The organism is Ideonella sp., from assembly GCF_041287625.1.
In the GTDB taxonomy this organism is placed as follows: Bacteria; Pseudomonadota; Gammaproteobacteria; order Burkholderiales; family Burkholderiaceae_C; genus Ideonella.
In genome coordinates this window covers 45,820-68,734 of sequence record NZ_JBGGNH010000043.1, presented here as the reverse complement: position 1 = coordinate 68,734, position 22,915 = coordinate 45,820, and the positions used below count along the sequence as shown (strand labels likewise).

General features: G+C 69.3%; 16 protein-coding genes. 10 read left to right on the top strand and 6 right to left on the bottom strand.

Features of this window, described 5'->3' with window-relative positions; genetic code table 11:
* Positions 1–54: 54 nt before the first annotated feature.
* Positions 55–618, top strand: coding sequence for a peroxiredoxin (locus tag ACAH41_RS17085; RefSeq protein WP_325656735.1), 564 nt, complete (start codon positions 55–57; stop codon positions 616–618).
* Between the two features lie 7 nt (positions 619–625).
* Here the strand turns inward: ACAH41_RS17085 and ACAH41_RS17080 are convergent, their stop codons facing one another.
* Positions 626–856 (bottom strand): RNA-binding S4 domain-containing protein, encoded by a 231-nt coding sequence (locus ACAH41_RS17080; protein WP_325656737.1) that lies wholly within the window; start codon positions 854–856, stop codon positions 626–628.
* Between the two features lie 349 nt (positions 857–1,205).
* Between ACAH41_RS17080 and rsgA the strand changes: the two genes are divergently transcribed.
* Positions 1,206–2,282, top strand: coding sequence for a ribosome small subunit-dependent GTPase A (gene rsgA, locus ACAH41_RS17075; RefSeq protein WP_325656739.1), 1,077 nt, complete (start codon positions 1,206–1,208; stop codon positions 2,280–2,282).
* An 84-nt stretch (positions 2,283–2,366) separates the two neighbouring features.
* On the opposite strand, the gene ACAH41_RS17070 is transcribed toward rsgA, so the two are convergent.
* Both ACAH41_RS17070 and ACAH41_RS17065 read right to left on the bottom strand, forming a co-directional pair.
* The gene (locus ACAH41_RS17070; protein WP_325656741.1) at positions 2,367–4,631 is read right to left on the bottom strand and encodes a TonB-dependent receptor; all 2,265 of its coding nucleotides are present in this window, start codon (positions 4,629–4,631) and stop codon (positions 2,367–2,369) included.
* A gap of 254 nt (positions 4,632–4,885) precedes the next feature.
* Positions 4,886–5,032: a hypothetical protein gene (locus ACAH41_RS17065; protein WP_325656743.1), complete on the bottom strand. Its 147-nt coding sequence runs from the start codon at positions 5,030–5,032 to the stop codon at positions 4,886–4,888.
* A gap of 484 nt (positions 5,033–5,516) precedes the next feature.
* Between ACAH41_RS17065 and ACAH41_RS17060 the strand changes: the two genes are divergently transcribed.
* Positions 5,517–7,247, top strand: coding sequence for a DEAD/DEAH box helicase (locus ACAH41_RS17060; protein ID WP_325656745.1), 1,731 nt, complete (start codon positions 5,517–5,519; stop codon positions 7,245–7,247).
* Here ACAH41_RS17060 and ACAH41_RS17055 read toward each other — a convergent pair.
* Positions 7,163–9,232, bottom strand: coding sequence for a M3 family metallopeptidase (locus tag ACAH41_RS17055; protein ID WP_325656747.1), 2,070 nt, complete (start codon positions 9,230–9,232; stop codon positions 7,163–7,165). The genes ACAH41_RS17060 and ACAH41_RS17055 overlap by 85 nt on opposite strands.
* A gap of 162 nt (positions 9,233–9,394) precedes the next feature.
* On the opposite strand from ACAH41_RS17055, the gene ACAH41_RS17050 reads away from it, so the two are divergent.
* Both ACAH41_RS17050 and ACAH41_RS17045 read left to right on the top strand, forming a co-directional pair.
* On the top strand, positions 9,395–10,504 hold the full coding sequence (locus ACAH41_RS17050) for an oxidoreductase (protein ID WP_325656749.1): 1,110 nt from the start codon (positions 9,395–9,397) through the stop codon (positions 10,502–10,504).
* A 9-nt stretch (positions 10,505–10,513) separates the two neighbouring features.
* Positions 10,514–11,014 (top strand): nuclear transport factor 2 family protein, encoded by a 501-nt coding sequence (locus tag ACAH41_RS17045; RefSeq protein ID WP_325656751.1) that lies wholly within the window; start codon positions 10,514–10,516, stop codon positions 11,012–11,014.
* 9 nt (positions 11,015–11,023) lie between these two features.
* Here the strand turns inward: ACAH41_RS17045 and ACAH41_RS17040 are convergent, their stop codons facing one another.
* Positions 11,024–12,577, bottom strand: a complete 1,554-nt coding sequence (locus ACAH41_RS17040) for a methyl-accepting chemotaxis protein (RefSeq protein ID WP_325656753.1) — start codon at positions 12,575–12,577, stop codon at positions 11,024–11,026.
* A 171-nt stretch (positions 12,578–12,748) separates the two neighbouring features.
* Here ACAH41_RS17040 and ACAH41_RS17035 point away from each other — a divergent pair, with 171 nt between their 5' ends.
* From ACAH41_RS17035 to ACAH41_RS17025, 3 genes are all read left to right on the top strand, one after another.
* Positions 12,749–13,315 carry a YaeQ family protein gene (locus ACAH41_RS17035; protein WP_325656755.1) on the top strand — a complete coding sequence of 189 codons (567 nt, stop codon included), beginning with the start codon at positions 12,749–12,751 and terminating at the stop codon, positions 13,313–13,315.
* A gap of 184 nt (positions 13,316–13,499) precedes the next feature.
* Positions 13,500–15,689, top strand: a complete 2,190-nt coding sequence (locus ACAH41_RS17030; protein ID WP_325656757.1) for a prolyl oligopeptidase family serine peptidase — start codon at positions 13,500–13,502, stop codon at positions 15,687–15,689.
* A 94-nt stretch (positions 15,690–15,783) separates the two neighbouring features.
* The gene (locus ACAH41_RS17025; RefSeq protein ID WP_325656760.1) at positions 15,784–17,841 is read left to right on the top strand and encodes a diguanylate cyclase domain-containing protein; all 2,058 of its coding nucleotides are present in this window, start codon (positions 15,784–15,786) and stop codon (positions 17,839–17,841) included.
* Between the two features lie 16 nt (positions 17,842–17,857).
* Here the strand turns inward: ACAH41_RS17025 and ACAH41_RS17020 are convergent, their stop codons facing one another.
* Entirely contained in the window at positions 17,858–19,603 is a 1,746-nt protein-coding gene (locus ACAH41_RS17020) for a long-chain fatty acid--CoA ligase (protein ID WP_325656762.1), read from the bottom strand.
* 253 nt (positions 19,604–19,856) lie between these two features.
* On the opposite strand from ACAH41_RS17020, the gene ACAH41_RS17015 reads away from it, so the two are divergent.
* Positions 19,857–20,453 carry a hypothetical protein gene (locus ACAH41_RS17015; RefSeq protein WP_325656764.1) on the top strand — a complete coding sequence of 199 codons (597 nt, stop codon included), beginning with the start codon at positions 19,857–19,859 and terminating at the stop codon, positions 20,451–20,453.
* 14 nt (positions 20,454–20,467) lie between these two features.
* Positions 20,468–22,864, top strand: coding sequence for a response regulator (locus ACAH41_RS17010; protein WP_325656766.1), 2,397 nt, complete (start codon positions 20,468–20,470; stop codon positions 22,862–22,864).
* Positions 22,865–22,915 lie beyond the last annotated feature (51 nt).

Here is a 22,915-nt window from a genome sequence, read left to right as displayed (position 1 = left end):
AGGCCCCCGCCGGGGGCCGCATGGCCGGGCCATCGCATCACCTGGAGTGAGCCAATGTGGGTTCGTCGTGCATGCCTGGGCATGCTGGGTTGTGTGCTGGTGGCCTCGCTGGCCGTGGTCGGTCAGGCCAAGGCCGCACTGGCCCCGGGCGACAAGGCCCCTGACTTCAACGCCGACGCCGCACTCGGTGGCCAACCCTTCAAGTTCTCGCTCTCCGGCGCGCTGAAGAAGGGCCCGGTGGTGCTGTACTTCTTCCCGAAGGCCTTCACCAGCGGCTGCACGCTGGAAGCCCACCTGTTCGCCGAGGCCACGCCGAAGTTCGCTGCGCTGGGCGCCACGGTGATCGGCATGTCGCGCGATTCACTCGAAACCCTGCAGCGCTTTTCGGTCGAGGAATGCCGCAACAGCTTTGCGGTGGCGGCAGACCCCGAGTCGCGCACCATCAAGGCCTATGGCGTGGGCCTGACGCTGCTGCCCGACGTGGCCGACCGCATCTCGTTTGCCATCAGCCCACGTGGCCAGGTGCTGGACACGCTGGTCTCCGGCGACCCGGAAGAACACGTCACCGCGATGATGAAGGCGGTGCAGGCCTGGCGCGCGGCGAATCCGAACCCCTGAAACTGGCTCAGACCTGGGCTGCCCGCAAGGTGATGCGACCGTCGCCCAACTGGACCTGCTGACCGACGCGGATCTTGCAGGTCTTGCGCAACTCGGTGGCGCCATCCACTTGCACCTGCCCGTCGGCGATCAGCTGCTTGGCATGGCCGCCACTGGTCGCCAGCCCGGTGGCCTTGAGCAAGGCGTCCAGCGTGATGTATTCGCCGCGCAGTTCGAAATCGATGTGGGTGTTGTCCATTGGCCGCATTGTCCCTGCTTGACATCGCGGCGTACCAGCGCGACAGTCGCGCCTCACGTTTTCCGTTCCACCCGACTTGCAGGAGGCTGAGCATGACGAATACCCACCGCACCCCCACCCTGCTGGCTGCCTGCTGAGCGCCGCGTCGGAACCCGGACTTCGCTTTCTCTGCTGGCCGCGCCTTGCGGCCCGCCTGATCCGCAGCCAAGCCTGCTGATCGTTCCCCTCCCCGTCTGATCCGTCGCGGTGCTCGCCGCACAGCCCGTTCACCGCCAACCACTGGCGGTGGTTTGCCGCGCCACGCCTGTTGTGCGCGGCTGTCGAGCCCCAACGGATTTCAGACACACCCATGATCGAGACCATCGATTTCGAGGCCCTGCGTCGCATCGGCCTGCAACAGGCGCTGCTGGCGCAAAGCCTTTCCCTTCCCCACGAAGCCGGCGACCGGCTGATGCGCATCACCGAGGTCCAGCGCGACCGCTTCACGCTGCACGACGGCCACCAGCCGCAACGCGCGCAACTCTGGCCCACGCTGCGCCTGGCCCTGCAGATGCAGGACGAGCAGCTGGTGGTGGGCGACTGGGTCAGCGTGCGCGACACGGCGCCTGGCGAAAGCTGGGTCGCCGCACGCGTGCCGCCGCTGAACCGGCTGCTGCGCCGCGACAGCAGCGGCCGCCGCCAGGCCCTGGTCAGCAACGTGGACACCGCATTGCTGGTGATGACCTGCGGCCACGACTTCAACCTGCGGCGGCTGGACCGCTACCTGGCACTGGTGCGACTCGCAGGCGTGCAGCCGGTCGTCGTGCTGACGCAGGCCGACCTGCACCCCGACCCGGCGAGCCGGCTGCGCGCAGTGCGCCAGCACCTGGGCAGCCTGGGCGCGACAGTGCCCGTGGTCGCGGTCAACGGCCTGGCGGCAGAGGCGGCCGAATCGCTCAAGCAGTGGCTGTCAGTGGGTCAGACCCTGGTGCTGCTGGGCTCCAGCGGCGCAGGCAAAAGCACGCTGACCAACACCTTGACCGGCGACAAGGGCCAGTCCACCGGCGCCGCACGCGAAGGCGACGGCCGCGGCAGGCACACGACGACCGCTCGCTCGATGCACTGGTGCACCGACGGCGCCTGCATCATCGACACGCCAGGCCTGCGCGGCCTGCAGTTGGACGCTGGCGGCGACGAACTGGACAGCGCCTTCGACGACGTGGCCCGCCTCGCGCCCAACTGCCGCTTCCGCGACTGCGAGCACCGCGACGAACCCGGCTGCGCGGTGCGCCCGATGATCGCGCCCGAGCGCCTGCTCAGCTACCAGAAGCTGCAGCGCGAGGCCCAGCGCCACGAGCTGACACTGCAGGACAGGCGCGAACAGCTGGCGGTGTGGAAGGCCCGCGGCCGAGAGGCCAAGGTGGCGATGCGGGCCAAGCGAGGGTGAGGCCAAGTTGCCGCCGGGCCGTCCCAAGGCAACTTGCTCCCCTCGGGGGGCGGGCCGGACAAAGCCCGGCCCTTGGGGCAGAAGTCAGAGCTTGAGCTCTAGGCCCAGGCGCCAATTGAGGTAGCTCTGGGACTGGGTGGCCACGGTTTCATTGCCAACGATGCTCTCGGTGTCGTTCTCGCGCGGCGCGAGGTTGCTGGCGGTGAGCCGCAGGCGGGCGGTGGGGCTGAGCTGGTACATCGCGTACAGGTCCACCACCCGCTTGGCGTTCTGCTTGGCGTACTGGTCATACTCCAGGCGGGTGGTGTAGCCGGGCTGCCAGTTGAAGTTGCCGCCGATGGTGAGCGGCGTGCCGGGCAGCTTGTAGTCGCCGCCGAGGTTGAACGAGCCAGCGGCCTGCTGGTCCAGCCGGTTGTTCGGGCCGGGCACCTCCTTGACCTTGGAGTTGTACAGCGCAGCATTGGCACGCAGGTCCACCGCGGGCGCGTCGGGCCACAGCTCGGTGAGGCGCAGCTTGCCGTCGATCTCCACGCCTTGCGTCATCGCATCGCCGATGTTCTGAGGTTGGGTGTAGTACTGTTTGCTGCCGTCCGGGTTGAGCCGCGAAAAAGGGACGGTGCGCATCAGGTCCTGGATGTCGCGCCGGAAAGCGCTGATGCTGAGCATGCCGCCACCGGGCAGGTAGTACTCGTAGGCCAGGTCGATGCCGGTGGCCAGCTCGGGCTTCAGGTTCGGGTTGCCGATGCGGTCCGGGCTGGTCTCGGAGTTGTGCTTGGACGGGGCCGTGCTGGCGATCAGGTTGGCCAACGGTGGCGAGCGGTAGCTGCGCGTCAGGCTCATGCGGACCTGGTCCGCGCCCTTGGGTTCGGGCTTCCACACGGCGTGCAGCAGTGGCGTCCAGACGCTGGAGCTGCTGTCGCCAACCACCGTGCTGCCGTCGGATTTCGGCGCCTCGCTGTGCGTGCGGATGCCCTCCCAGCGCAGGCCGGCGTAGGCGGACCAGTTCGGATTGATCGTCCACTCGTCCTGGCTGTAGACGGCCGTGCGCATGCTGCGGGCCTGCAGGTTGTCACCGGGATCGCTGACCTGTTCGAGGTTCGCATCCAGCAGCGGTGTTCCATCCTGCAACTGAGTGCGGTTCTGGCTCAGGTGCGAACGATCCAGCTCCAAACCGGAGACGATGTTGTGGCCGTTCTCCAGCAGCAGCGAGTACTTGGTGTTCAGGCTGGCACTGCGCTCGCGTGACAAGGTGCGGTCGTCGAAAGTGGCTACGCCACCGTTGCCGGCCGTTGCGTCTTCACTGTCCTGCTCCACCCGATGGGTATTGCTGAGGCTGCGTGACATGCCCAGGCCAACGCGGGCTTCCAGCCGCCCGTCGCCGATCTGCGCCTTGTACATGCTGTTCAGCCGGCCCAGCGTCAGGCTGCTGTCCGAATGGCTCTGGCTGGTCGAGAACGGCAGCATCGGCACCGCCGTGCCGATCACCTGGCCCGTCTTGTCGCTGTCGCCTTCGGAATGCACGATGAACGGCATCACTTGCAGCGAGTCGCCACCCTCGAGCTTCCATTGCAGCTTGCCGCCGAGGTTCACGCCGGTGCGCTGGCTGCGCGAGGTGTCGGTCTCGGTGTAGTCCTTGGTCGGGCTGGTGGTGGTGACCACCGACCTGTCGTCCGTGTCGCGCCGGTTCACGCCCATGTTGAGGTTGTAGTCCAGCCCCAGCGCCTCGAACTTGTCCTCGCGGGACCAGTTGAGCTGCGGCTGCACGCGGCCATTTTCATAGGCGACCGAGGCCTTCAGGTCGTTCAGCTTCCGGGTGAAACCTTCGCGGGTGATGATGTTGATCGTGCCGCCAATCGCGCGGCCGCCGGTTTCGGCCGTGGGCGCACGGATGATCTCGATGCGCTCGATCTGGTCCGGGTCCAGCGAGTCCAGCGACAGGCCGCCCTGCACGCGCTCGCCGTCCAGCAGGATCTGGGTGTAGCCGTTGCCCAGGCCGCGCATGCGGATCTGGCCGCCGCGGCCTGGCGTGCCGCCGATGGTCACGCCCGGCAGGCGCTTGAGCAGGTCGCCCACGGTGCTGTCGCCGAACTTCTCGATCTCCTCGCGGCCGACGATGATCTTCGAAGCGGTGGAGCGGCGGCGCTGTTCGGTGTCGCTGATGCGCGCACCATTGATCTCGACCTTTTGCGTGGCACCAGCGGCGGCCGGCAGAGTCGCTTCGGCGGCAGGCGGCGTCGGCTCGGTGGGTGCGGTCTGGGCATGCAGGCCTGCAGCGGCCAGCCAGAGGCCGCAGCTCAGCGCCAGCGGCAGGCGTTTGAGGGCGAAAGGAGCACGGCTTTGATGAAGCATGGAGGGGCAACGCTGGCAAGGCCGCCCGCGCAGGCAGCCGGCCGGCCGCAACCACTGCGGCCACGGCACGGTGCCAAGGCGAACGGCGAAAAAGAGGAGGCTGGCGCGGGCGGCGAGGTTTGGCGGCTGCGGGCAGGCCGACGCGCTGATGCGGCGCAGCAGCGGCCGAATTCGGCCGGCCCGCGCCCTTGGAAAATGAATGTTACCTGCGGGCCGTGAAGCTTTGTAAACGCGGCGGCAGGGCCACTTGCTGATCAGCTGGCGGCCGGTTGCGCCAGCGCAATCTGGCAGCGGCCGGCGCGCTTGGCGGCACACAGCGCCGCATCGGCCTGGCGGTAGAGGGGCTCGGCATTGCAGCGGTTGCCGTGGCCGGCCACAAGCGCGACACGTTGCCGGTCCATCTCGGCACCGTGAGATTAATCACGCATCGGAGTGCAGGGAAAGGGGTGCAAAGATTCAGGGTTTACGCTAGAATCCACAGCTTCGACGACTGCAGCCGTCTGCACAAGCTCAAAAGCGCCTCAACAGCGTGGTGTGCTTGGCAGCGTGAACGCAACAAGGCAAGACCCGGCAGGCCGCCAGCCACTTCACAGTGACGGGCAGCAAACGGCCGGGGCCAGGTTCGCAAGAACCGGGTATTTTCCAGCCCACCCGTTGTGTCGCGCAAAGCGATGCGCCCGTCGGATTTCGTCCATCCCCTTCGACCTCCCGGTTTTGGTGCCGCCCTTTTGGGGTGAGCGTTGTAGCAGGTCTTGCCTTTGGCCTTTGCACTTTGCGGTGCATCGGATCGTTGGCAGACGCGGTCGGTGGCGATGTTTTTATGCCCCACCGCGTGCCCAACCTGGTTGCCAACTGTGCAACGGACGGCCGCTGAGGATCGAATCCATGACTTTTGAAACCTTGGGCCTCGACGAGGCCCTGGTGCGCGCCTTGACCGCCGCCGGCTATGAAAACCCCACCGACGTGCAATCGCGAGCCATTCCGGCCGCCCTTGCCGGCCGTGACCTGCGCGTGTGCTCCAACACCGGCAGTGGCAAGACCGCGGCCTTCGTGCTGCCGGCCCTGATGAAGGTGCTGGCCGCCCGCCAGGACCCGGCGCAGAAGCCCAAGAAGGGCGAAGTGCGCGGCCCGCGCATCCTCGTGCTGGTGCCCACCCGTGAACTGTCGATGCAGGTGGCCAAGGCCGCTTCCAGCTACGGCCGTTTCGTCAACTACCTGAGCGTGACCAGCGTGGTCGGCGGCGTGCCCTACCCGGCGCAGCTGAAGGCCTTGCGCAGCCCGCTGGACATCCTGATCGCGACCCCGGGCCGCCTGATCGACCACATCGGCAGCGGCAAGGCCGTGCTGGAAAACGTCGAGATGCTGGTGCTGGACGAAGCCGACCGCATGCTGGACATGGGCTTCATCGAGGACATCGAGCACATCGCCGAGCAGTTGCCCGCCGGCCGCCAGACCCTGATGGCCAGCGCCACCTTCGCCGGTGAAGTCGGCCGCCTGGCCCAGCGCCTGCAGAAGGACGACGTCGAGCGCATCGAGATCACCGACCACACCGAGAAGCACGAGAACATCTCGCAGGAAATCATGTGGGCCGATGACCTCGACCACAAGCATGCCCTGCTGGACCACATCCTGACCGACCGCGATGTCGACCAGGCCGTCGTCTTCACCAGCACCCAGATCGACGCCGACCGCCTGGCCGACCGCCTGAACGAAATGGGTCACTCGGTCGCCGCGCTGCACGGCGGCATGCCGCAAGGCCGCCGCAACCGCGTGCTGCAAGGCCTGCGTTCGCGCCATGTGCGCATCCTGGTTGCCACCGACGTGGCCGCCCGTGGCATCGACGTGCCGACCATCACGCACGTCATCAACTACGGCCTGCCGCTGAAGGCCGAGGACTATGTGCACCGCATCGGCCGCACCGGCCGTGCCGGCCGCTCTGGCCGCGCGATCACGCTGGCCGAGCGCCGTGACGTGTCGATGATCCGCCGCATCCAGCACTACACCACGCAGCCGATCCCGGTCGCCATCGTGGCGGGCCTGGAACCCAGCCGCCCGGCACCCGACATGTTCGGCCAGCGGCCTGACCGCGGCGGCATGGGTCCGCGCGGCAAGGGTGGCTTCGGCAACCGTGGCGGTGGCGGCTACCAGGGCAACAAGCCCTTCGGCGGCTTTGCCGGCCCGCGTGGCAACGACTTCGCCCCGCGCGGCGGTCCGCGCCCTGAGCGTGGCCCGTTCGACCGTCCGCAAGGTGACCGTCCGCAAGGCGAGCGCAGCTTCGGCGGCGACCGCCCGGCTTTTGCCGACCGCGGCGAACAGCGTGGCGGCGGCTACTTCGAGCGCAAGGCAGCGAATGCCGGCGGCGACCGTGGTGGCTTCGCGCCGCGCGGTGACCGCGGTGGTTTCGGTGGGGATCGCCCGGCGTTCAGCAATGACCGTCCGAGCTTCAACGGCGAACGCCCGGCCTTCAACGGCGAGCGCCCGGCGTTCAAAAGCGAGCGCCCGGCCTTTGCCGACCGCGGCGAACGCGCGCCTTACGCCGGCAAGCCCGGCGCCAGCAAGCCGCGTTTTGCCAACAGCGGTGACAGCTTCGGCAAGCGTCCCCGGAAGGACGTGTAAGCCGTGCGGGGGTCCACCGTGTCCCCCGCTGCGTAGATGTGGCGGCGCAGCCGTGCCGCCACCTCCACGTCAAATGGATCGCCGGCCTCGACAAACGCGTTGAACGCGTCGGCATCCAGCACCTCGGCCCACAGGTACACGTAGTAACCGGCGGCATACGCTGAACCGGAGAACAGGTGCTGGAAGTGGGCCAGCCGGTGCCGCATGCCGATTGCCTCCGGCATGCCCAGCCGCTTCAGCGCCTCGCGCTCGAAGGCGGTCACATTTGCCGGTCCGTCTGGATCGGTCAGCGCATGGACCTCCAGGTCCACCCACGCGCTGCCCAAATAACTCACCGTCTCGCAGCCCTGGCCCCAGTGCCTGGCCTTCTGCAGCCGCGCGATCAGCGATGGCGGAATCGGCTCGCCCGTCTGCCAGTGACGCGCATGGCGCTGCAGCACCTCGGGCTCGCCCAGCCAGTGCTCGAACAGCTGCGAAGGCAGCTCGACAAAGTCGCGCAGCACCTGCGTGCCCGAGAGCCGGTGGTAGCTCACGTCCGACAGCAAGCCATGCAGCCCGTGGCCGAACTCGTGGAACAGCGTGCGCGCATCGTCGAACGACAGCAGCGTGGGCTGGCCCGGCGGCGCCTTGACGAAGTTGTTGTTGTTGACGATCAGCGGCCGGCTCACGCCGCGGTTGCGCGACTGGTAGTTGAAGCCGCTCATCCACGCGCCCGAGCGCTTGGACTGGCGCGCGAAGTTGTCCTGCAGAAACAGCCCGGCGCTGCGGCCGGTGGCATCGAACATCTCGTAGACCTTGACGTCCGGGTGGTAGCCCTTCACGTCCGGCCGCGGCTCGAAGCGCACGCCAAACAGCCGCTGGGCACAGTCGAACAAGGCCTCCACCATGCGGTCCAGCGAGAAGTACGGCTTGACCTCGGCGTCATCAATGTCGAAGCGCGCCTGGCGCACCTTCTCCGACCAGTAGCGCCAGTCCCAGCCCATCGGCTCGTGCATCACGCCGCGGCTGCGCATCATCGCAACCAGCGCCTCCCGTTCGCGCTCGGCCGCCGGCAAGGCGCGTTGCCAGACCTCGCCCAGCAGCTCGCGCACGGCCGACTGCTCGCCGGCCATGCTGTCCACCAGCGCGTAGTCCGCATAACTCGCGTGGCCGTGCAGCTGCGCCTGTGCGTGGCGCAGCTGCAGGATCTCGCGCACCAGCTCTCGGTTGTCTGTCTCGCCCGGCACTTCTCCGCGGCCGACCCAGGCGCGCCACGCGGTTTCGCGCAGGTCGCGCCGCTCGGAGAAGGTGAGGAAAGGCTCGATCAGCGAGCGGCTCAGCGTGATCACCCAGGCCTCGCCTTCCAGCCCGCGCTCGCTCGCAGCCTGGCGCGCAGCGGCGCGCACAAACGGCGGCAGGCCCGCCAGATCCGCTTCGCTGCCGAGCACCAGCTGGTAACCGGCCTCGTCGGCCAGCACGTTTTGCGCAAAGCGGGTGCAGCGCTCGGCCAGTGATTGCATGATGGCCGCGTAGCGCGGCTGCGCCACGGCAGACAGCCGCGCGCCGGCGTGCACGCAGTCGGTGTGCAGCCGCTCCAGCAGGCGGCGCTGCTCGGGTGACAGCGCCAGCGACTCGCGCTGTGCATGCAGCCCGTCCAGCTTCGCGAACACGCCGGCATGCATCTTCACCGCGCTGTCGTGCGCGGCCAGCGGCGCGGCCATCGTGCGCTGCACCTCGCGCAGCTCGGCCGAAGTGGCCGAGGCGCTGAGGTTGGCCAGCAGCGAGCAAAGCCGGTAGAGCCAGGCGCCGGCACGGTCCAGCGCGGCGGCGGTGTTGTCAAAATCCGCCGGCGCGGTGTTCGCGGCAATCGCCTCCAGCTCGGCCAGGTTTTCACGCATCGCCAGCCGCATCGCCGGCGCGAAGTGCGCGGGCTGCACCTGCTCGAAAGGCGGCAGGCCAAACGGCCCGGTCCAGTCGGTCAACAAGGGATTGGGCGAAGCATTCATGGCGGGCAGTCACTCCTGGGCAGCAAACGATGATGCCACCGGCCCCACAGGCTTCTCGGGCCATGGGCTTGTGCCGGCAGGCTTTGGCACCGAGACTCGCCGCTCTGGCCAGGAGGAACCCATGCAACTGAAACCCGCGCAGCCATCGAAGGCCCGCAAGCCATGACGGCAACCCAGACCCTGCAGGTCGGCCTGGTCGGCTTCGGCTACGCCGGCCGGACTTTCCACGCACCCTTGCTGCAGGCCACGCCGGGCTTGCGACTGGCCGCAGTGGCCAGTTCACAAGCCGAGGCGGTCAATACCGTGCTCGGGGCAGACGTGACCGTGGTGCCGGACGCTGCGGCGCTGCTTGCGCTGCCGCTGGACCTGATCGTCATCGCATCGCCGAACGACACGCACTATCCGCTGGCGCGCGATGCGCTGCTGGCCGGCAAGGCGGTGGTGATCGACAAGCCGATGGCGCTGGACGTGGCCGAAGCCGCCGAACTCGTGGCCCTCGCAGCCGGGCAACAACGCCTGCTCAGTGTGTTCCACAACCGGCGTTGGGACGGCGACTTCCTCAGCGCCGCCGCGTTGCTGCAGGACGGCCGGCTTGGCCGCTTGGTGCAGGCAGCGCTGTGCTTCGACCGCTTCCGCCCCGAGGTGCGCCAGCGCTGGCGCGAATCCAGCGCGCCAGGCGGCGGGCTGTGGGCCGACCTCGGGCCACATCTGCTGGACCAGGCGCTGCAGCTTTTCGGCGTGCCGGCGAGCCTGCAATGTGAACTGGCGATGCAGCGCAATGGCGCGGTGGCCGATGACTGGTTCCAGGCCCGCCTGGGCTACGCCAGCGGCTTGCGCGTGTTGCTGCAAGCCAGCACATTGGCTGCCCTGCCCGGCCCGCGCTTCGAGCTGCACGGCACCGCGGGCAGCCTGCGCATCTGGGGGCTGGACGGCCAGGAAGACGCGCTGAAAGCCGGCCAGCGGCCCGACCCGGCGCGCCTGGCGCAATGGGGCCGCCACCCCGGCCATGCCGAGCTGGCGCTGCCGCAGGCCGGCACACCGGCCGAACTGCAGCCGCCGCAGTCGCTGGCGCTGCAGCAGGGCGACTACACACGCTATTACGCAGGGGTGCGGGACGCCTTGCTGGGCCTGGCCGCCAACCCGGTGCCGCCGGCGCAAGCGCTGGCCGTGATGCAGCTGCTGGACCTGGGCCGTGCCAGCGCCAGGGCGGGCCACGCGTTGCCGGTCACGGGCCTGGCAATCCCCGAGCCAGCGGCCGCCGTCGCCGCCTAAACTGCGCCGATGCCCAACCCCACGCTGGCCACTCCGGCCGAACTCGCCACTCGCTTCTACGACGCCTTCGCCCGGCGCGACGGCGTGGCCATGCAGGCCTGCTACCACCCGCAGGCGCACTTCACCGACCCGGCCTTCGACCTGCATGGCGCCGAGATCGGCATGATGTGGCGCATGCTGTGTGCCAGTGCGCGCGACTTCCGGCTCGAATACAAGCTGCTGAGCAGCACCGAAACCGAGGCCACGGTGCACTGGGAAGCCTGGTACACCTTCAGCAGCACCGGCCGCCCGGTGCACAACATCATCACCGCCAAGCTGCAGCTGCAGGAAGGCCTGCTGCTGCGCCATGTGGACGTGTTCGACTTCTGGCGCTGGAGCCGCCAGGCGCTGGGGCCTGTCGGCCTGCTGATGGGCTGGAGCGGCTGGCTGCAGGCCAAGGTGCGCGCCAAAGCCGCGGCCGGCCTGGCGCAGTGGGAACTCAAGCAGGCCGAAGAAGCAAAGAAGGGCTGACGAAGAAGCTCAGGCCGCCACGCGGAAGCGCGCGGTCACGTCCGCCAGGCGCTGCGCCTGGTCCTTCAGGCTTTGCGCCGCGGCGGCCGACTCTTCCACCAGCGCCGCGTTCTGCTGCGTCATCTGGTCCAGCTGCGTGACCGAGCGGCCGATCTCGCCGATGCCGGTGCTCTGCTCGCTGGCCGCATGCGAAATCTCGCGAATGATGTGATCGACGCGCTCCACGCTGCTGACGATCTCGCCCATGGTCGCGCCGGCATCCTTCACCAGCCGCGCGCCGGATTCGACGCTTTCGACCGACGCCCCGATCAGCGACTTGATTTCGCGTGCCGCACCCGCCGAGCGCTGCGCCAGCGAGCGCACTTCGCTGGCCACGACCGCAAAGCCGCGGCCCTGCTCGCCGGCGCGCGCCGCTTCGACAGCGGCGTTCAGCGCCAGGATGTTGGTCTGGAAAGCGATGCCATCGATCACGCCGATGATGTCGGCAATCTTGCGCGAGCTGGCGCTGATGTTGTCCATCGTCGTCACCACCTGGCCGACGACTTCGCCGCCACGCGCGGCCACCGAAGTCGCGCTGCCGGCCAGCGCATTGGCCTGCCGGGCCGACTCGGCGCTCTGCTGCACCGTGCCGGTCAGCTGCTCCATCGCGCTGGCGGTCTGCTGCAGGTTGCTGGCGGTCTGCTCGGTGCGCCGGCTCAGGTCCAGGTTGCCGGTGGCCACTTCGCGGCTGGCGGTGCCAATCTGCTCGCTGGCCTGCTGCACTTCGCCGACCAGGCGGGCCAGCATCGCCTGCATGGCTTGCAGCTCGGTCACCAGCCCCGTCACTTCGTCCGGGCTGCGGCTGTCCCAGCGCTGGGGCATCAGGTCGCCATCGGCGACGCGGCGGGCCAGCGCCTGCGCCTGCTGCAGCGGCCGCAGGATGGACACGGTCAGCGCCCAGCCCAGCAGGGCCGAAGCCAGCAAGCCGGCGACCACGCCGCCGAGCAGCAAGGCTTCGCCGGTGCGGGCCGAGGCCACCGCGTCGGCGCGTTTTTCCTCGACCAGCGTGGCCTCGTGCCGGGCCAGTTCATCCACTGCCTTGGCATAGGCGGCCGCCGCGGGGCGCAGCTGCTGCTCGATCTCTTCGGTCGACACATGCGCACCTTCGGCGTCGCGTTTGACCAGCGCGGTGCGCACGTCGCGAAACTGGCTGCCGGCGGCGTCGATCTGCTTCATCAGTGCCAGCGACTGCGCGTCGTCCAGCAGCGATTCGAGGCGCTTGCGCAGCTCGGCAGAGCGCTCCGAGGTGCGCTTGCGGTCGGTGCCCACGCGGGTGGCCAGGGCCTTGTCATCGCTCACCAGCAAGGCTTCGGCGCGGAAGGAGCTGATGTCGACGATGCCGTGCAGCTCACGCGCCAGCAGCGCGCGCTCGGCCGCCACACCGCCAAGCTCGGCGGCCACGCCGGACAACACCCGCAGGCGCCAGGCGCCCACGCCCGAGGCCAGCGCCATCAGCAGGGTCACGCCAGCCAGGCAAAGCGACAAACGGGCGCGCAGCCGGAACTTCAGCGGCAAGGAAATCATGATGCGGTCGCCTGCTCGATGCCCGGGCATCGCCTCCGGCGTCACTATTGGTAGATACCCTGACTATCGGCTGAGGCTTTCGCAACTTGAGGCCACGGGCGGCTTGCGCAGCCCAGCGCCTACACTTCGGACCCCGCTCACGTTGGGCGGGCTGTCCCGCTGTCGCACCCCATGGCCATCAAATCCACCGTCTTCAAGGCCCAGCTGCAGATCGCTGACATGGACCGCGCGCTTTACGCCGACCATGCGATCACGCTGGCCCGCCACCCGTCGGAAAACGACGAACGCATGATGATGCGACTGCTGGCGTTCGCCCTTTCCGTGCCAGCCGATGACCTGCGCGGCAACCTGGAATTCACTGCCGGCCTGTCCGATCCGGACGCGCCCGACCTGTGGCAGAAGGACCTGACCGGCCAGCTGGTGCAGTGGATCGAGGTCGGCCAGCCCGACGACCGGCGCCTGGCCAAGGCCTGCAGCCGCTCGGAAGTGGTCAAGCTGTGGGCCTTCGCCAGCGCCGTGCCCATCTGGTGGCAGGCGCTGGAAGGCAAGGTCGTTCGGCTGCCCAACCTGGAGGTCTGGCAGGTGCCGGCCGACCAGAGCAAGGAACTGGCCACGCTGGCCCAGCGCACGATGCAGCTGCAGGTCACGGTGCAGGAAGGCCAGATCTGGGTCGGTGATGCGAGCCGTTCCATCACCGTCGAGCCCAAGCTGCTCAAGGGCCTGCACGCCAGGCGCTGAACAGGACCCCCAGGCCGACGACAAGCGTCGTCCGCCCCCCGAGGGGGTGAGTCGACTTGGGGCGGCCCGGCGTCGACTCGTCCCGCCTCGTACCGAACCCAGGAAGCGGCATGGTCCTATCATGACGGTTTCGTGCCAGCGCCAACCCGGCGGCTGGTGGTGTACCGCCACAAGCGTCCCGACGATGTCCCACTTCAACCGCCGCCAGGCCCTCGCCCTGCTGGGCGCGGCCGGCACCCCCCTGGCCATGGCACACAACCCCCTCTCCGCGGCCGCTGCCGCCGTCGCCCCTTCGTCCGTTGCCACCGAGGATCCCTACCTCTGGCTGGAAGACGTGCTGGGCGACAAAGCCCTCACCTGGGTCCGCGAGCACAACGCCGCGTCGCGCAGCGTGCTGGAAGCCCAGCCGGACTTCGAAGCCATGCGCACCCGGCTGAAGGACATCCTCGACTCGCGCGACCGCATCCCCATGGTCAGCCGCGAGGGCGAGTACCTCTACAACCTGTGGAAGGACCAGGCCCACCCGCGCGGCCTGTGGCGCCGCACCACGCTGGACAGCTACCGCCAGGCCGAGCCGCAGTGGGACGTGATCCTGGACCTGGACGCGCTGGCCAAGGCCGAGAACGAGAACTGGGTCTGGAGCCGGGCCACGCGGCTGGGCGGCAAGTCCACGCGGGCGCTGGTCGCGCTGTCCCGCGGCGGGGCGGACGCCACCGTTGTGCGCGAATTCGACCTGGCCACGCGGCGCTTCATCGAAGGCGGCTTCACGCTGCCCGAGGCCAAGTCGGACCTGGCATGGCTGGACGAGAACACCCTTTTCGTCGGCACAGATTTCGGCGAAGGCTCGCTGACCGATTCCGGCTACCCGCGCGTGGTCAAGCTGTGGAAACGCGGCGAGCCGCTGTCGGCCGCACGCACCGTCTACGAGGCGCAGAAGACCGACGTCGCCGCCTCGATCTCGGTCGACCACACCCCTGGCTTCGAGCGCGTGGTCTTCGGCCGCGCCCCTGACTTCTTCACCGACGAACTGGTGCTCTGGCGCGACGGCAAAAGCACGCCGATCGCCAAGCCGGCCGACGCCCAGATCTCGTTCTGGCGCGATGCGGTGCTGATCAAGCTGCGCAGCGACTGGACCGTGGGCGACAGCACCTGGGCCAGCGGCTCGCTGCTGATGGCCCCGGCCGAGGCCTACCTGCGCGGCGAACGCCACTTCACTGCGCTGTTCACGCCCACCGCCACCCGCTCGCTGGAAGGCTGGTCGACGACCCGCAGCCAGGTGCTGCTGGACGTGCTGGACAACGTGGCCAACCGTGTCGTCGCCTGGCGCAAGGTTGCGAACGACAAAGGCCAGGAATGGCAGCAGCGCGAGCTGAAGACGCCCTTCCCCGGCGCGCTGCAGGTCCAGCCGCTGCACGACCCGCAGGTCGCAGACGACCCGCTGGCCGAACACTTCTTCGTCTCGTACGTCGACTTCCTGACGCCCGACTCGCTGTATCTCGGCCGTGCCGACCAGGATTCACTGGAGCGCATCAAGGCCCGCCCCGCCTTTTTCGACACCACCGGCATGCGCGTCGAACAGCGCTTTGCCAAGTCCAAGGACGGCACCAGGGTGCCCTACTTCGTGGTCTGGCCGCAGGGCGCGACGGCCAACGGCAAGAACCCCACGCTGCTCTACGGCTACGGCGGCTTCGAGGTCTCGATGCAGCCCTGGTACTCGGCCAGCTGGGGCCATGGCTGGCTGCGCAAGGGCGGCGTGCTGGTGGTGGCCAACATCCGCGGCGGCGGCGAGTTCGGCCCGGCCTGGCACCAGGCAGCCATCAAGTCGCACAAGCAGAAGAGCTACGACGACTTCATCGCCGTGGCCGAGGACCTGCTGGCCAACAAGGTCACGACGCGCGAACACCTGGGCATCCAGGGCGGCAGCAACGGCGGCCTGCTGGTCGGCGCGGTGATGATGCAGCGCCCGGACCTGTTCAATGCGATGGTCTGCCAAGTGCCGCTGCTGGACATGAAGCGCTACAACAAGCTGCTGGCCGGCGCCAGCTGGATGGGCGAATACGGCAATCCGGACGACCCGGCCGAATGGCGCTTCATCTCCAAGTACAGCCCCTACCAGAACGTGCACCAGAAGACGAAATACCCGCGCGTCTTCTTCGTCACCTCCACCCGCGACGACCGGGTGCACCCCGGCCACGCACGCAAGATGGCGGCCCGCATGATGTCGCAGGGCCACCCGGTGCTGTACTACGAGAACATCGAGGGCGGCCACGGCGGCGCGGCCGACAATGCCCAGCTGGCCGACCGCCAGGCGCTGGAGTTCGCCTACCTGTGGGCCCAGCTCGGCAGCCCTGCCAAGGCAGGCACGAGAAGCTGAGCCGGCTCAAGTCAGGCGGTGCGGGGCCGATAGACGGACAAGCCCGTTTCGCGTGCGGGGGCCCTCCCGGGCGCCGGCGAAACGGTTTTGCCCCATGTCCGTGCCCGCCTGCCTGCCCGCGCTGTTTGCCTCGCTGAAGTTCCGCCTCACGGCCATCGGCGTGCTGGTGCTGGCACTGGGCATTGGCCTGATCACGGTGCAGCTGACCCAGCACGCCGAGCGCGACCTGCTGCAGATGCAGCGCCAGCGCGAGCTGGACGGCGTGGTGCGCAGCGCCGCGGTGCTGTCGCGCCGTTGCGTGGAACTGCAGCGTGCGCTGCGCGCTAGCGCCAGCCTGCTGGACGAGGCCACGCTGGCCGACCCGCAGCGGCTGGCCAGCGCCATCGATGCCACACCCGCATTGCGCGAGTTGTTCAGCTACGTGTTCGTGGCTGACGCCAATGGCAAGGTGCTGCTGATTGCAGACAGCCAGGGCCTGCGCCATCCACAGGTGTGGATAGGCGACCGCGACTATTTCCAGACCGCCATCACCCAGGCCAGGCCCACCATCTCCGAGCCGCTGCCCGATCGGGTGCTGGGCCAGCCCGTCGTGGCGCTGGTGCACCCGTTGACCGGCATCGGCAGCGGCCGGGTGCATGGCGTGATCGGCGGCGCGATGAAGCTGGCCAGCCGCGAGCTGCTGTCGGACCTGGTCGAAAGCACCAACGGCCACGCAGGCGACACCGGTGCCACCGTGATCGTCACCGATGCCAACGGCCGCATCCTCGCCCATCCCGAGCCGCGCCGCCTGCTCGGCCAGTTGCGCGAGGAGCCCGGGCTGCGCGAGGCGACCGAAGCCTGGTGGGCCAGCGGCGCGCCGGTCGAGCCCAGCGGGCTCACGCTTCCGCAGACGGGCCAGATGGTCAGCAACGCCGGCGTGCCCGGGCCGGACTGGGTGGTCTGGCGCCTGTTGCCGGAAGAGGCCTTGCTCGCGCCGCTGCACCAGGCACGCAGGGAAGCGCTGCAATGGGCCTGCGCCGTGGTGGTGCTGCTGGGCGGCTGCCTGCTGACGGTCGTGGCCTGGCTGCTGCGGCCATTGACGCTGCTGCGCCGCCGCGCGTTGCGCTTGTTCGAGCCCGGCGACCATGCGGCCGGCGACTGGCCGGTGCTCAAGGGCGAGATCGGCCAGCTGAGCCAGGTGTTGCGCCAGGTCAGCACCGCACGCGAGCAGGTCGAGCACCTGAACCGCGAGGTGCTGGTCAAGCTGCGCTCGGTGATGGACGCTTCTCCGGTGGGCATCGCGGTGAGCCGCGACGGCGAACTCGAAACGGTCAGCGCCGAGTTTTGCCGGCTGTTGGGCAGCACGCGCGAAGCGCTGCTGGGCGCGGGGTCCAAAAGCGTGTTCGCCGCCGAAGCCGACTGGCAACACGCCCGCGGCGAGTCCGAAGCGGCCTTCCGCAATCAACAGCGCTACCAGGGTGACTGGCAGCTGCGCCGGATCGACGGCAGCCTCTTCTGGGCTCGCCTGCATGGCCGGCTGGTCGACGAGCACCAGTTGCACGCCGGCACCGTCTGGACGGTTTCGGACATCAGCAGCGAAGTGGCGGAACGCGAACAGCTGGCCTGGTCTGCCAGCCATGATGCGCTGACCGGCCTGGCCAACCGCCGAGCCTTCCTGTCACGGGCCAACCGACTCATGGCCGAACGCCCGGCCAGCCTGCCGGCCGCGCTGCTGGTGATCGACCTGGACCGCTTCAAGCCGATCAACGACACGGCAGGCCATGCCGCCGGAGACGCGATGCTGAAAGCCGTCGCCGCAGCCATCGGCCAACAGGTGCGTGGCAGTGACCTGGTGGTGCGCCTGGGCGGCGACGAATTCGGCGTGCTGCTGCCCAGCTGCCCGGCGGATGCCACGCAGCGCGTGGCCAGTGACATCCGCGAGGCGGTCGACAGCATCGTGCTGCTCTGGGGCGTGCAACAGCTGCGCGTGGGCGCCAGCCTCGGCCTGGCGATGCTGGAAAGCGACACGCTGGACACGGCCGACTGGCTGCACCAGGCCGACATTGCCTGCTACGCCGACAAGGCCGAGCGCAAGCGCGAGGAACTGCCAGGTGGCGAATCGCCACCCGCACCGCCGGCGCAGCCTACGCTGCGCATCGTCGGCAAGAACTGACGCGGCTCAGCGCGCTTCAGCCGCGCCTGGGCGCCTCGCCTTCTCGCTCCTGCAGCAGCCGCCACATCACCTTGCCCGAGCCGCTCTTGGGCAGCGTGTCGACAAACTCGACCACACGCGGCGCCTTGTAGGCTGCCATGTGCTCGTGGGCCCAGTCGATGATGGCCTGCTCGCTGGTCACGCCCTTGGCCTCTGCCCGCAGCACCACGATGGCCTTGACCGTCTCGCCGCGGTAGGCGTCCCTGGCCGAGATCACGCAGGCCTCGGCCACGGCCGGGTGGCGGTACAGCAGCAGCTCCACTTCCGACGGCCAGACCTTGAAGCCGCTGGCATTGATCATGCGCTTGAGCCGGTCGGTGATGAAGAAGTAGCCGTCCTCGTCCACGCGGCCCAGGTCGCCGGTGCGGAAAAAGCGCTTGCCGCCCAGCTCGATGAAGGCCGCCTTGGTGGCCTCCGGGTGTTTCCAGTAGCCTTTGAAGACCATGGGCCCGTGGGTCACGATCTCGCCGACCTCGCCTTGCGGCAGCAGCGCCAGCGTGTCCGGGTCGATGACCCGCGAGTCCACGCCGAAGATCGGCATGCCCAGGCATTGCAGCTTCGAGCGCTCTGGCGGATTGCCGTGCGAAGGCGCGGCGGTTTCGGTCAGGCCATAACCCTCGGAGAAGGTGAGGCCGTATTCCTTCAGCAGCCGCTCGGCCACCGCCTGCGGCATCGCCGCACCGCCGCCGGAGAGATACACCAGGCTGGACAGGTCGAACTGGTGATGGTTCGGGCTGTTGAACAGGTCGATGATCATCGTCGGGATGCAGGTCCAGTGCGTGATCCTGTACTGCGAGATCAGGCGGCCGGCCAGCTCGCGGTCCCAGCGCGGCAGCAGGACCACCGTGGTGCCGCCATACACCGGCGCCAGCACGTTGTAGAGCATGCCGGTGATGTGGAACATCGGCACCACGCCCAGGCTGACCGACTCTGCGCCGGCGTAACCCCAGATGCCGCCGCCGCAGGTGTTGGACATTAGCGTGCGGTGCGTGTGCATGCAGCCCTTGGGCAGGCCGGTGGTGCCCGAGGTATAGGGCAGCAGCGCCAGGTCGTCCGGCTGCGCGGTGGTGGGGCCTGCCGGGTGCAGGCCGGCGCCCAGCGCCTCTTCCCAGCGGTAGGCGCCAGCCGGCAGCGGCGGGTCGGCGCGCAGCCAGGCCTCGATGGCCGGCTGCGGTGCCAGCGCAGCCGGGATGACGGCCGGCAGCATGTCCGAATAACGTGTCACCAGCAGGGTCTGCAGCAGCTGCTGCGGCGGCAGCGCGGCATTCGCCTCGGCGACGATGGCAGCCCCATCGGCACCGCAGATCACCGCCTTGGTGTCCGGGTCGCTGATGTAGTGGCCGAACTCCTCGACCCGGTTCATCGGGTTGACCGGCACCACCACCGCGTCGCAGCGCATCACCGCGTAGAAGGCGATCACGAACTGCGGGCAGTTCTGCAGGAACAGCGCCACGCGGTCGCCCTTGCCGATGCCCTGGGCCTGCAGCCAGCCGGCCAGCGCCTCGGCCTGCTGCTTGAGCTGGCCGTAGCTCAGCGCGTGGCCGAAGAACAGGTTGGCCGCTCGGTTCGGAAAGCGCGCGGCGGTGACCTCCAGGTTGAACCACAGGTTGACCTCGGGCACCACCAGCGACTTGGGCAGGCGCCGCGGCCAGTGCTTCAGGTGCGGCAACTCGGGCAGGGCCGCGGCGTTGTCGAGGGTGGTGGTCGAATCGGCAGTCTTCATGGCGTGTCCATGCGGGAAGTCGAAGAAGTGGTGGCGCGGCACTGGCAACCGCGCGCGACAGGCAGGCTGCCGCGATCGGGCCAGCGTAGCGGCGCTGCCGCGGTGCCGCCACCGGGGTCGGCCCGTAGGACTTGTCTCAAGGGCGACAAAGCTCCGCAGCGGGTACGCTTGTTGCACACCGGGTTTGGCGCACGCACCGCCGGTCCCGTCGCCGCCTGGCAAGCCAGGCGTCCTGTGTTGTTGGAGAAAAAGCATGCCCAGAGCCGGCCCTTCCCTCGCCTCGGCACCCGCTGCCGCACCGGCTGTGAGCGCCGCGCCGCTGCCTTGCGTGATCGACGTCGAAGCCTCCGGCTTCGGCCGCGGCAGCTACCCGATCGAGGTCGGCTTCGTGCTGCCGGACGGCGAGTCCGTCTGCACCCTCGTGCAGCCCGCGCCGCACTGGCAACACTGGGACGGCGCCGCCGAGCACCTGCACGGCATCACCCGCGACGTGCTGGCGCGGCACGGCAAGCCACCGCGCGAGGTCGCCGAGCTGCTCAACAGCCGGCTGCGCGGCACCACCATCTACTGCGACAGCTGGGCCCACGACTACGCCTGGCTGGCCATCCTGTTCGACGAAGCCGGCCTCACGCCCAGCTTCAAGCTGCGCCACCTGCACGAGCTGCTGGACGATGAAGCCGCCGCGCACTGGGACGGCGCCTGCGCCGAGGTGCGCAGCAGCCTGCAGTTGCAGCGCCACCGCGCCAGCACCGACGCCAGGGTGCTGCAGCTGGCGCTGGCCCGCGTGCGAGCACAAGCCCGCCAGGCCGCCGCCGCGCTGCCAGCGCCCCCCGCGCCAGACGCTGCCTGACCCCGCGCCCAACGATGGCCGAGCGCCTGCCCGCTTCGGTGCGCCGCCGCGCGCTGATGTTGATCGGTGCAGGCTTGATCGCGGTGCTGGCCGCGGTGGCCTGGGTGCAGTCGCGCCAGTTCGTGCTGTTCAGCGCCAGCATGCAGCGCAACGAGGACAACCGTGTCTGGCGCCTGGTCGAGCTGGAAACCGAAACCCTGCTGCTGCGCGACGCACTGGCGGCCGCGGCCGCCCACCCCGAGCCCGCCACCCAGACCGCCCTGCGCCAACGCCACGAGCGCTTTGCCCACCAGGTGCAGTGGCTGCTCAAGCCCGAGGGCGGCGCCGCCGAGCCAGGCGAAGGCGCGCTGCCCGAACTGCTGGGCGCCCAGCCGCAGGCCTTGCAGCGGCTGCTGATCACGCTGGTGCGCCAGATCGACCTCGCGCTGCAACGCAGCGGCCCGCCCGAGCCGGCGCTGCTGCACAACCTGGCAGCCGAGATGGCGCTGCTGCAAGCCCCCGTGCATGCGCTGGCCGACGAGGCCAATGCCCGCAGCCATGCGCAGACGCTGTGGCGCAACAGCAGCATCCGCAGCCAGATCCACCTCGGCGTGGGCCTGACGCTGCTGCTCAGCCTGATGACCCTGGCCTTCGCCGCAGTGCTGCTGCGCCAGTGGCGTGCCAGCCTGCAGCGCGGCGCCGAGCTGGAGCACCTGGCCGACCGGCTCAAAGGTGCGCGTGAGGCCGCCGACAGCGCCAACCAGGCCAAGAGCGTGTTCCTGGCCAACATGAGCCACGAGCTGCGCACGCCGTTCAACGGCTTGCTGGGCATGCTCAGCCTGCTCGAAGACACCCGGCTGGACGTGGAGCAGACCCATTTCGTGCACACCGCACGCGACTCGGCCGAGCACCTGCTCGCCATCCTGAACGACATCCTGGACCTGTCCCGCCTGGAGTCCGGCCGCATGACGCTGGACCTGCGGCCGCTGCGCCTGGGCGCGCTGCTGCGCGAGGTCGAGTCCACCATGGGCCCGGCCGCGCATGCCAAGGGCCTGGCGCTGGAATGCCTGGTCGACCCGCAATTGCCCGAATGGCTGCTGGGCGACGGCACGCGCATCCGCCAGGTGCTGTTCAACCTGCTGTCGAACGCGGTCAAGTTCACCGAGCACGGCCGCATCCAGCTGATCGCCCAGCCCCTCACGCCACCGGAGGGGCCGCTGGACGCCCAGCAGCGGCTGCCGGTGCAACTGCAGGTGATCGACACCGGGGTGGGCATTGCGCCGGTCGTGCAGGGCCGGCTGTTCCAGCGCTTCAGCCAGGGCGACGACCGCATCTCGCGTCAGTACGGCGGCGCCGGCCTGGGGCTGGAGATCACCCGCAACCTGGCCCGGCTGATGGACGGCGAGATCCGCATGCGCAGCCAGCCCGGCCTGGGCAGCGAATTCAGCGTGGTGCTGCCGCTGCGACCCTGCAAGCCGCCCCAGGCCGAAGGCATTGCAAAGGGCGCGCCGCCGGCCCGAGCACTGGACGTGCTGGTCGCCGAGGACCACGCGACCAACCGCATGGTGGTCGGCACGCTGCTGTCACGCCTGGGCCACCAGGTGCGCTTCGCGCGCAATGGCGAAGAAGCGCTGCGCGAGGCCGAGCGCCATTGCCCGGACCTGATCCTGATGGACCTGCACATGCCCGGCATGGACGGCCTGGAAGCCACCCGCCAGCTGCGCCGCCGTGCGCCGCCGCTGGGCCAGGTGCGCGTCATCGCCGTCAGTGCAGACGCCTTCGAGAGCACCCGCGCTCAGGCGCTGGCCGCCGGCATGAACGGCTTCCTGAGCAAGCCCTTCCACTGGGACGCGCTGGAGCAATTGCTGGGCCGCGTGCCCGCCTCGCGTGACACCGCGATGGCCGAGGCCGCGCTGGCCCGCGGTGCGGCGCTGCAGGACACCGATGCCCTCGGCACTGCGCCCGCAACAGCCGCAGCCCCAGCCGCTGTCGCAGTCGTTGTCGCCGCAGCAGCGCCGGCCACCTCCCCCGAGGCAGCGGCGCCGCGCTCCGCCACGCCGGTGCGCCCCCGCCCCGGGGACATGACCCGTCATCTGAACCTGACCACGCTGGGCGAACTGTGCGTGTTGTTGACGGCAGACGGCCTGCGCCCGCTGCTGCGCGACTTCTTCGCCGACAGCGGCGGCACCCTGCCCGCGTTGTGCCAGGCCCTCGCGCAAGCGACGCCGCAAGCCGTCCGCCAGCAAGCCCACGCGATCAAAGGCGCCGCCGAACTGGTCGGCCAGGCCGGCATTGCCGAACTGGCCCGTGAGATCGAGCACCAGGCCGACGCGCTGGCTGAAAACCCGGACCAGGCTGCACGCATGGCCGAGCGCCTGCGCGAGCGCTGGGCACGTTGCCAGGCGCTGTGCGAGTGCCTGGGGTTCTTGTGACCTGAAGGCGCACGCAAAACCTCCTGCATGCTGAGGTGGCGATCGGTCCAC

Bases quoted from the DNA above. Each gene is read 5' to 3' on its own strand.
- ACAH41_RS17035 (WP_325656755.1), top strand. From the start codon at position 12,749: ATGGCCATCAAATCCACCGTCTTCAAGGCCCAGCTGCAGATCGCTGAC.
- ACAH41_RS17050 (WP_325656749.1), top strand. From the start codon at position 9,395: ATGACGGCAACCCAGACCCTGCAGGTCGGCCTGGTCGGCTTCGGCTAC.
- ACAH41_RS17030 (WP_325656757.1), top strand. From the start codon at position 13,500: ATGTCCCACTTCAACCGCCGCCAGGCCCTCGCCCTGCTGGGCGCGGCC.
- ACAH41_RS17060 (WP_325656745.1), top strand. From the start codon at position 5,517: ATGACTTTTGAAACCTTGGGCCTCGACGAGGCCCTGGTGCGCGCCTTG.
- ACAH41_RS17025 (WP_325656760.1), top strand. From the start codon at position 15,784: ATGTCCGTGCCCGCCTGCCTGCCCGCGCTGTTTGCCTCGCTGAAGTTC.
- ACAH41_RS17055 (WP_325656747.1), bottom strand. From the start codon at position 9,232: ATGAATGCTTCGCCCAATCCCTTGTTGACCGACTGGACCGGGCCGTTT.
- rsgA (WP_325656739.1), top strand. From the start codon at position 1,206: ATGATCGAGACCATCGATTTCGAGGCCCTGCGTCGCATCGGCCTGCAA.
- ACAH41_RS17085 (WP_325656735.1), top strand. From the start codon at position 55: ATGTGGGTTCGTCGTGCATGCCTGGGCATGCTGGGTTGTGTGCTGGTG.
- ACAH41_RS17080 (WP_325656737.1), bottom strand. From the start codon at position 856: ATGGACAACACCCACATCGATTTCGAACTGCGCGGCGAATACATCACG.
- ACAH41_RS17040 (WP_325656753.1), bottom strand. From the start codon at position 12,577: ATGATTTCCTTGCCGCTGAAGTTCCGGCTGCGCGCCCGTTTGTCGCTT.
- ACAH41_RS17045 (WP_325656751.1), top strand. From the start codon at position 10,514: ATGCCCAACCCCACGCTGGCCACTCCGGCCGAACTCGCCACTCGCTTC.
- ACAH41_RS17015 (WP_325656764.1), top strand. From the start codon at position 19,857: ATGCCCAGAGCCGGCCCTTCCCTCGCCTCGGCACCCGCTGCCGCACCG.
- ACAH41_RS17020 (WP_325656762.1), bottom strand. From the start codon at position 19,603: ATGAAGACTGCCGATTCGACCACCACCCTCGACAACGCCGCGGCCCTG.
- ACAH41_RS17070 (WP_325656741.1), bottom strand. From the start codon at position 4,631: ATGCTTCATCAAAGCCGTGCTCCTTTCGCCCTCAAACGCCTGCCGCTG.
- ACAH41_RS17065 (WP_325656743.1), bottom strand. From the start codon at position 5,032: ATGGACCGGCAACGTGTCGCGCTTGTGGCCGGCCACGGCAACCGCTGC.
- ACAH41_RS17010 (WP_325656766.1), top strand. From the start codon at position 20,468: ATGGCCGAGCGCCTGCCCGCTTCGGTGCGCCGCCGCGCGCTGATGTTG.